The sequence below is a fragment of the Nostoc cf. edaphicum LEGE 07299 genome, assembly GCF_015207245.1.
Classification (GTDB): Bacteria; Cyanobacteriota; Cyanobacteriia; order Cyanobacteriales; family Nostocaceae; genus Nostoc; species Nostoc edaphicum_B.
This window is the reverse complement of the sequence record NZ_JADEXF010000089.1, coordinates 1-8,647: the sequence shown is the minus strand read 5'-3', so window position 1 is coordinate 8,647 and position 8,647 is coordinate 1. Positions and strand designations below refer to the sequence as shown.

The 8,647-nt window shown below is 40.5% G+C and carries 5 protein-coding genes; all 5 read right to left on the bottom strand.

The features are described 5' to 3' along the window. Window positions 1-142 (bottom strand): CO2 hydration protein (locus IQ229_RS04335; protein ID WP_322743942.1); only part of this gene is annotated, 142 nt, incomplete at its 3' end. A 124-nt stretch (window positions 143-266) separates the two neighbouring features. Further along, a complete protein-coding gene (locus tag IQ229_RS04330) occupies window positions 267-1,739 on the bottom strand; it encodes an NADH-quinone oxidoreductase subunit M (RefSeq protein ID WP_194041601.1) in 1,473 nt (490 codons plus the stop codon). Between the two features lie 274 nt (window positions 1,740-2,013). Continuing rightward, window positions 2,014-3,912, bottom strand: coding sequence for an NAD(P)H-quinone oxidoreductase subunit F (locus IQ229_RS04325; protein ID WP_194041599.1), 1,899 nt, complete (start codon window positions 3,910-3,912; stop codon window positions 2,014-2,016). A 224-nt stretch (window positions 3,913-4,136) separates the two neighbouring features. Next, complete coding sequence (locus IQ229_RS04320) at window positions 4,137-5,672, bottom strand: SulP family inorganic anion transporter (protein ID WP_194041597.1); 1,536 nt, start codon at window positions 5,670-5,672, stop codon at window positions 4,137-4,139. A gap of 1,459 nt (window positions 5,673-7,131) precedes the next feature. Further along, on the bottom strand, window positions 7,132-8,647 hold a 1,516-nt coding region (locus IQ229_RS04315), incomplete at its 5' end, for a hybrid sensor histidine kinase/response regulator (RefSeq protein WP_194041595.1).

Genomic DNA, 8,647 nt, shown 5'->3' with positions numbered 1-8,647 from the left:
TTCCATAACTGTGTAAAATCCCTACAACTTCTACCAAATTTCCTGGAGAATCAGGTAGCAAAGCATCACCGTTTTCTAAACGGTAAATGTATTCACTCAAAGCATGTCTTGATGGTTGGGGGTTGGGAAGAGTCGTAACCATTTTCTCTACCTAGTGAAAGATTGTGGACTAATTGATAAGTATGTAATTAACCAAAGTTTTTGTGATGACAAACCGCAAAATGAGATTATTTTCGTGTCTATGCGGTAAGCAAATGTTACTCAAACTAAAAGCGTTGAGAGATTGTAGGTAAGGGTGCAAGCATTGCGGTTGTAGTAGCATCGCTTTTGCCAGTTAAAAATCCTGGTTGTACTCCCAAGAAGATGATAATTACTGCCAAAATGATGCCAGGAATGCGTTCTGACCATTTTACAGATTCTGGAGCAATATCTTCTTGGATACGTCCAAAGAAAGCATTATCTAGCAATATCAAGAAATAAACTGCTGTTAAACCTGTGGCTAACATACACAGAACCGTTTGTACTGGATACACCATAAAACTGCCCCGGAAGCACAAAAATTCAGCCACAAAGCCAGCCATACTAGGAATACCAGCACTTGCCATCACAGCCAAAATCATCAAACTACCAATTACGGGTAAACCTTGTTCAGGATTTAATAAGCCTTTAAGTTTATTTAAGTCACGAGTGCCTGTTTTGCTGTAAACAACACCAACTAAGAGAAATAGTAAGGCAGAAATTAAACCGTGACTCACCATTTGAAAGATTGCACCTGTAAGACTTACAGCCGTGCCTGCGGCTGCGCCTAGTAAGACATAACCCATGTGTCCAATCGAACTATAGGCTACCATCTTTTTCATGTCTTTTTGAGTAATTGCAGCAAAAACGCCATAAAGAACGCTTACTACTGCCCATGTTGCTAACCAAGGTGCTAAAACTGACCATGCTTCGGGAAACAAGCCTAAGCCAAACCGTACTAGTCCATAGGTTCCCAATTTCAATAGCACTCCAGCCAATAGAACCGAAATAGGTGTGGAAGCTTCAACGTGAGCATCTGGCAACCAAGTATGGAAGGGAACTAGAGGTGTTTTGATCGCAAATCCCAGCAAAATTGTGGATAGTAAAAGGATTTGAGTAGTTAGAGGTAAAACAGATGACAGTGCAGTATCGTAAGTAAAACTGGTAGCACCACTTAAACCAACTAAACCTAGAAAACCAATAAGTACGAGAATGCCAGAAACCGCCGTATAAATCAAAAACTTCATAGCAGCGTACTCTCGGCGCTGACCACCCCAGATAGCGATGAGTAAATACAGAGGAATTAACTCTAGCTCATAGAACAGAAAGAACAACAGCAAATCTTGAGCAAGGAAAGCACCAGTAACTCCAGCATTCAATAACAAGATGAGCGCATAGTAAAATCTAGGTCTATGGTTTAGTTGATCAGTGCTATAGATAGCGATCGCACCCAATAACCCATTAAGCACTATTAAAGGTAGTGATAAGCCATCAACGCCCAGATGATAGGTAAAACCCAGATGTTCAATCCAAGGAAAATACTCTTGAAATTGCCAATTGGAATTTAGTAGCTCGAATTTACTAACTAAAACCAAAGACAAAATCAACATCCCAACAGTAGTAGTGAAAGCTGTCCAACGTGCAATCCGAGGTGTAACACCAGGAAAAAAACTGATGATAGCAGCAGCAATTGCTGGTATCCAAATCAAGGCACTAAGCATATTTAGGCTCCTAACTTAAAAATTGGCAGTAGGAAAGTAATTTCATGCATGGTTGAAAAACTCGGATGCAAACCCTGACAAAAAGTTAGAAACTTATTTGAATTTTAGTGAGGACTTACGCAAAAGTTTTGTCAAACTCTCATTTGTGTGTGTCCGCATGGCGCACAGAAATTTACACAGAGCGCGTTTACGTTATTTTGTAACCTGTGCGTAAGTCCTATATGGTAAAACTACGGTTGTTTCATTGGTTAAGCATCTATGTTTACCTGTAACTTCAAGGTAAAATTTCTGCTTGCATAACAGATCTATTGTTAAAGAAACTAGAGAAGTCTAGGAATTGCAGAGGTTCCCAACTGACGATAATACTTAAAAGGCTGACTCCCAAAAGAATGGTCAGTAAATAAAGTTGCGATCTACCAGAAGCACTGTATTTCATGCCTTGGCCACTCCAAATCGTTGCCAGACCCACAAAATTTACTGAGCTATCCAAAATATAACGATCAAACCAAGCGGTGAATTTGGAAAACTGAGCTACAACAAAAACTACACTGTACTGGTAAACCTGCTCTATGTAAAAATCGTATGCCAACAGGTTAGATACAAATCTGACAGTCTTATTTGTCGGGTTCAGCCAATTGCGTTGTATTTTTATTGCACTGCCAATTATGCAACCTAATAGACTCGATAGAATCAGTAAGATGATTCCTTGCTGATTTACAGATGACCAAGCTGGCAAGACATTTAAACTTCTTAGCATTCCTGGCACAGACAGTGTAGTTATTGCCATAATTACCATTGGTAATCCTAACTGCCAACCAACTTCTGGGGCGCAGCGAGTTTTAAGTTGAGATGAACCTAAGAAAACAATACGAAATATCCGAGTTAAGTTCAGGGCTGTTAAACCGTTAACCAGTAGCAACAACCCTACTAACCAGGAAGAATCTGCCAAAAAGTAGTTAATCCCGTCCTGCATTGCCCAAAAGCCACCAAAAGGAAACAATCCAATTAATGCAACTGTGCCTATGAGAAAAGCCCCAGCTGTAATTGGCATAGTCTTACCCAATCCTCCCATTTCTGTTAAATCTTGGGTGTTGGTTGTAGCAATGACGGAACTGATGCTCATAAATAGGAGAGCTTTGGCGATCACATGAGCCAAAATCATCATCAGGGCAAGGTTGATCTGTCCCATACCTACAGCAATGAATACCAATCCCATGTAAGCACTAGTAGAATGCGATAAGGCACGTTTGATATCAATTTGGGCGAGTGATACTAATGAGGAGCCAATAGCGGTAACTGCCCCAATTGTTACTAAAGTTGCCAGTGCTACTGGTGAAATTGCTAAAATCGGCTGGAGTTTAATCAAGACATAAGCACCACAAGAAACCACCAGCGAATTTCGCAAACCTGATGCAGGGCTGGGAGCTTCCATTGCTTCATCCAACCAAAGGTGGAGAGGGAACTGAGCGCATTTTCCTACAGGCCCGGCTAGTAATACCAAGCACAAGAGAGTTGCGGCAATTGGTGATAAGTTAGCGCTTGCTGCCCATTGATAAAGGTCGGAAAAATTAGTACTACCTGCAAAGTTAGAAAGCGCTACCACTCCTATTAATAGCAATATGTCTCCTACCCGCTTGGTGAGGAAGGCATCACGCGCAGCCTTTATCACCAAGGGCTGTGCGTACCAAAACCCTACTAACAGGTATGTAGAAAGAGTCAGTAGTTCCAAAAAGCAGTAAGTAAGCAGTAGAGAACCACTTATGACTAAACCACTCATCGCGCCTTCAAAAAATCCCATCAACCCGAAGAAGCGAGCCAGTGCAAAGTCCTTTTCCATGTATCCCAACGCAAACATCTGTGTCAGGAGGCTTAAACCGGTAATTAGTTCCATAGCCCCAAGACTGACTGATGAGATTTCCCAAGTAAAGGAAAAATTGAAATCTGCTACTTGGAACCAATTGAAAGACAGTGTTTGTGGTGCTTGATCCCATAGGATACTAAAAACAAACAAACCATGAAGGTATGCACCCACAGTCATGAGCAAATTGAAGTAAGCTGCGGGACGTGGACCTGTACGACGAATGATTCCTGTTGACCAAGGTAAGGTTAAAACTGCTCCTAACAAGCCATAAAAAGGAATCAACCAGGTGGTTTGAATAAAAAAATCAGTCATTAAAATACCTCTAAGGTTGTAGGTTCACATCGTTTCGTCTTCAGATGGATATGCCTTCAGATGGAAATATTAGAGAATCAAAGAGGCTAAGGAAGCAGGGTAATTTATCAGGATCGGCAATTGTGTGACGGGATTATTGTGTCTGATTATCTGCTTCTTTTGACCTTATAGAAAAGCTACTTTAAGAGCCTCCAAATCTATATCTATTGGTAGATGAATTAGTTCTACACATCTAGTGTTGGATGAACTTCAAAAGGATGACGATTACGCTCCATTAATCCTTCCCATCGCATAATCACGATGCTGCCTCTTTCTTGCTGTTGTTTTGCCCATAGCGATAACAAATCAAGGCAAGAGTGGTCTATGTAAGCTAGGTTTTCTAGATGGACGTGCAAGTTGGTTGGTGCTGGCACTTTTTCTAGGGTTTTCGCCAGTTGTGGTAGCCTAACGAAGGTGGCTGCTCCTTGTAGATAAATATCTATTTGCTGATGATCTTCCTCATTTTCTACAATTTGAATAATCAGATTGGACATTTTATAAATTAGTGTGCCTGAAGTGAGAACGATACCAATTATTACACCTGAAAGCAGGTCGGTGGTGACAATTCCGATCAGAGTGGCGAAGAAGATCGCCATAGGTAAACGACCGTACTTTCTCAACTGGCGAATGTGTTTTACTTCAATTAGTTTGTAGCCTGTGTAAACTAGAATCGCTGCCAAACAAGATGTGGGAATCAATCTTAGTAAGCCTGGTGCAGCAACTACTAAAACCAACAGCCATATGCCATGAAGTATTGTAGATAATCTAGTTTTTCCGCCTGCTTCTACGTTGACGGAACTACGAGCAATTACTCCTGTCATTGGCAAAGCACCTAGAAAGCCACAAATCATGTTGCCAATTCCTTGTGCTGCCAATTCCTTATCAAAATCACTTCTGGAACCAGTGTGCAGACGATCAACGGCTACTGCTGAAAGCAAACTTTCTGCACTAGCAATTAGTGCAATTGTGAACGCTTGCAGCATCACTGGTGCGTTTATGAGGCGTGGTAAGCTGCCAAGGGTTGGTAGTTGAACTGCCTTTAGTAAGTTTCCTGCTACGTCAACGCGGTTAACTTCTAAGTTATAGAAACTAGCAACGGTGGTGACTACAACTACACTAATGAGTGCGCCAGGCAATAGTTTCAAACGGCGCGGCTTAAATTTATCCCAAACAACGATAATTGCGATCGTCATCACACCAAGTAGCCCGGCAATCTCATGCACGACTCCATCTTGGAGTGTGACAGCTTTATGTATAGCCCCAGGTATTGCCAGTAAATTATCTAGCCCATGTGTGTGTGGTGAGTCATCTAACATGACATGGAATTGGGAACCGATGATTAATATCCCAATACCTGCAAGCATTCCGTAAATGACGGCGGGAGACATAGCACGAAATAACTGGCCTAGTCTAGATATGCCTGCCAAATATTGGATCAGACCTGCTAATAGCAGAATTGGCCCGACCATTTCAATGCCGTATTTATGGACGATTTCTGCAACCACCACTACTAATCCAGCTGCTGGCCCACTTACTAACAACGGAGAACCAGAAATCGAACCTGCAATTATTCCCCCTACTATTCCAGTGATTAGGCCGCGTGCTGGCGGAACACCAGAGGCGATCGCTATACCCATACACAGAGGTAGAGCAACAAGAAATACGACAAACGATGCTGGTATATCGTTGCTAAATAAGGACTTGTTTCTGCTATTCATCATGAGTTAATTAATTCTTCAATGAAGAATTTCTATTTTTACCTGGTTAAATAGCCATAAATATGTGTTCGCTTGTGCTTTGACTTACTCTCAAAAACTCCAAAAATTAATTTACTCAATTGTTGATTTAGATTTGGTTAACCAATAGTTAAAACAAATATTCTGTTCAACTCCAAAAATTAATTTACTCAATTGTTGATTTAGATTTAGTTAACCAATGGTTAAGACAAATATTCAGTTCAAATGAAAGCCTAAAACTTGCTTTCCTAAATATGTATTGAATAAAACTAATTGTTACCATTTATTACAGGTATATGTATACTTTATCTTTCTTCAATCTGTCAATCACTAGACTTTTGGTACTTATGATGTTAATGTTCCTGCCTCATTAATAAATCAAGGCGAACACAAAATGTTTCTAAAACCATTGCTGAATAAGAAATCTTCAGTAAAAAGCTTGCTAAATTATAAAACGCCAAAATCCTTGGCTTTTTTTTGGTTGCTTATCGTTCACCTCGTTATTTGAATTGTTTTGATTTTTAAAGCAAGGGTATGGGCTGCGGCGGCACTGACAAAGACTCCTTCCAGTCGCATATTCCGGCTGCTCGAAACACCGCATTAGCTTGAGCTAGAAGATATAGCGGTATGCAGTTGAGTGAGATACAAAAATAATACTGAAATCATTTCACAGCAAGTATTTTGTATTTTAGTGTTCTCACATAATCGAGAGCCGCTATAATGGGATAAGTTAACCATAAAAAAAGAAAGATTAGCTAGCCGATTGTAGAAATCGACTATTTGCGATCGTTTTGGAGGATGCTTTTAGACTGTGGTAATGAAAGCATAAGCGTTTGCCACAAATATATAAGCGTTCTTAACCAAACCACTTCATTGATAAACTTTGCTTAAGCGTTACCACAAATATATAAGCGTTCTTAACCAAATCACTTAATTGATAAACCTTGCTTAAGCGTTGTTAAGCATCGCTAAAGCGTTGCCACAAATATATAAGCATTGGTAACGAAACAACTTAATTGATAAGCTTTGCTTAAAGTTGTGGTAACGAAAACATAAATGTTCTGTCTGTATAATTTCCCCTAAGCTTGATGCTGCCCCCCTACGGGTGTCGTCATCCACAGTAGTTGATTGCAGCAGTTGCACCAAGGCGGCGATCGCTTAAATCATACTACTTCTTTATACGCGGACTAACGAAAAAGCCAAATTTTTAACCCACGTTCGCCCTTGGCGTTCCGCAGGAAAGGTGGGTTTTGTTTGTGTAGTCGCGATTTCTAATCGCCAGGGCTACCGCAAGGCGGAAGTCAAAAATCAAAAGTCAAAATGAATACAGTGTAAGCGTTTCGTTAATTTGAAATGGGTGGTTGATTTACGCCGTGCTGTACTAGAGCGTTAGCCTTTGGCGTAACACACTCTACGAAAATATCTGAAACATGATTATGAATTATTAATTAGAAGCTGCCTTTTCTGCTACATTACGAATTATTTCCTCCAGCGTTTGCAATAACTCTTGCTCATTATAAGGTTTAGAAAAGTAAGCCCGTGCCCCCAATTGCATAGCCAGTTGTCGATGTTTATTGCTGCTACGAGATGTCAGCATTGCAACTGGAATATTTTTTGTATCAACGTCTGAATTTACCTTACCTAAAAAGCCATATCCATCAAGGCGAGGCATTTCAATATCACAAATTACTGCTTCAACTCTCAATCCACTATGGAGCTTGTCTAAAGCATCTTGACCGTCTTTAGCTTGCTCTACTTGATACCCTCCTTTTTCAAGAGTCAGGGCTAAAAAGCGGCGTACATTAATCGAATCATCTACGATTAAAATTGTGCCTTTCTGTTTAATAGATGCTGCTGATATTTTCTCTTCATCAAATATCAGGAACGGTGTTTTTAACCTTGCTGATGGTAATTGAGTACCTTTCGGTGTCTTTTTATTTGTAGCAATCCAATACAGCAACTCATTAACATTAACTAGTGGCACGACCCGACCATCTCCGAGAATTGTGCAATTGCTGAAGCCTTCAGGTAAAGGTATATTTCCCTCGACTTGGCGAATCGCAACTTCTTGTTCACCCCAGCAACGATCTATTTGGATTGCTACTGACTGATTATTACCTTTGACTACTAACACACTGTTAGTACTAATGGCTGCCGGAATTTCCAACTCTGCGCTATCGTAGCGTAGGCAATTAAACTCTAAATAACGAGTTAAGCGAATCAGTGGCAGCATGGTTCCTTGCCAATTTAAAACTTCGCTACCAGCCATTTCAAAAACTCGCTCGTCTTCGAGTAAAGATATTTCTGAAATGACATCTGTGGGAAATGCTAATAGAATTTTGTTGATTTCTACCAGCAAAACTCGAGCAACGGAAAGTGTAAACGGTACTGATAAGGTGAAGGTAGTACCAACTCCTGGTTCCGTATCAACTTTTACATCTCCTCGAATTAGTTTGAGGTTGTTGCGAACCACATCCATACCAACACCTCGGCCAGATAATGCTGTAACTTGCTCGGAGGTGGTAAAACCTGGTTCAAAAATTAGTGATAATAATTCTTCATCACTAGCATTAGCGAGTAGAGAAGCATCTAATCCCATAGTTAAGGCGCGGGTGCGAATTTTCTCCAGAGAAATGCCCCAACCATCATCACGGATAGTAATGATGGTGCGATTACTGCGGTGATTAGCTGTAATTTCAATTAATCCTTGTTCTGGTTTTCCTAAAAGGCGACGCGTGGCAGAGTCTTCGATTCCATGATCGAAAGCGTTCCTTAACAAGTGCATTAAAGGTTCGTTTAAAGCTTCTAAAATGCTGCGTTCAATTAAAGTGTTGCCACCTTCGATTTTTAACTGAACATTTTTGCCATACTCGACATTTAAATCGCGTAAAGCTCTTGGAAAACGTTCGATTAAATCAGACAGCGGTCGCATTCGGATGTGATTTAGCTTGGTCTGTAAC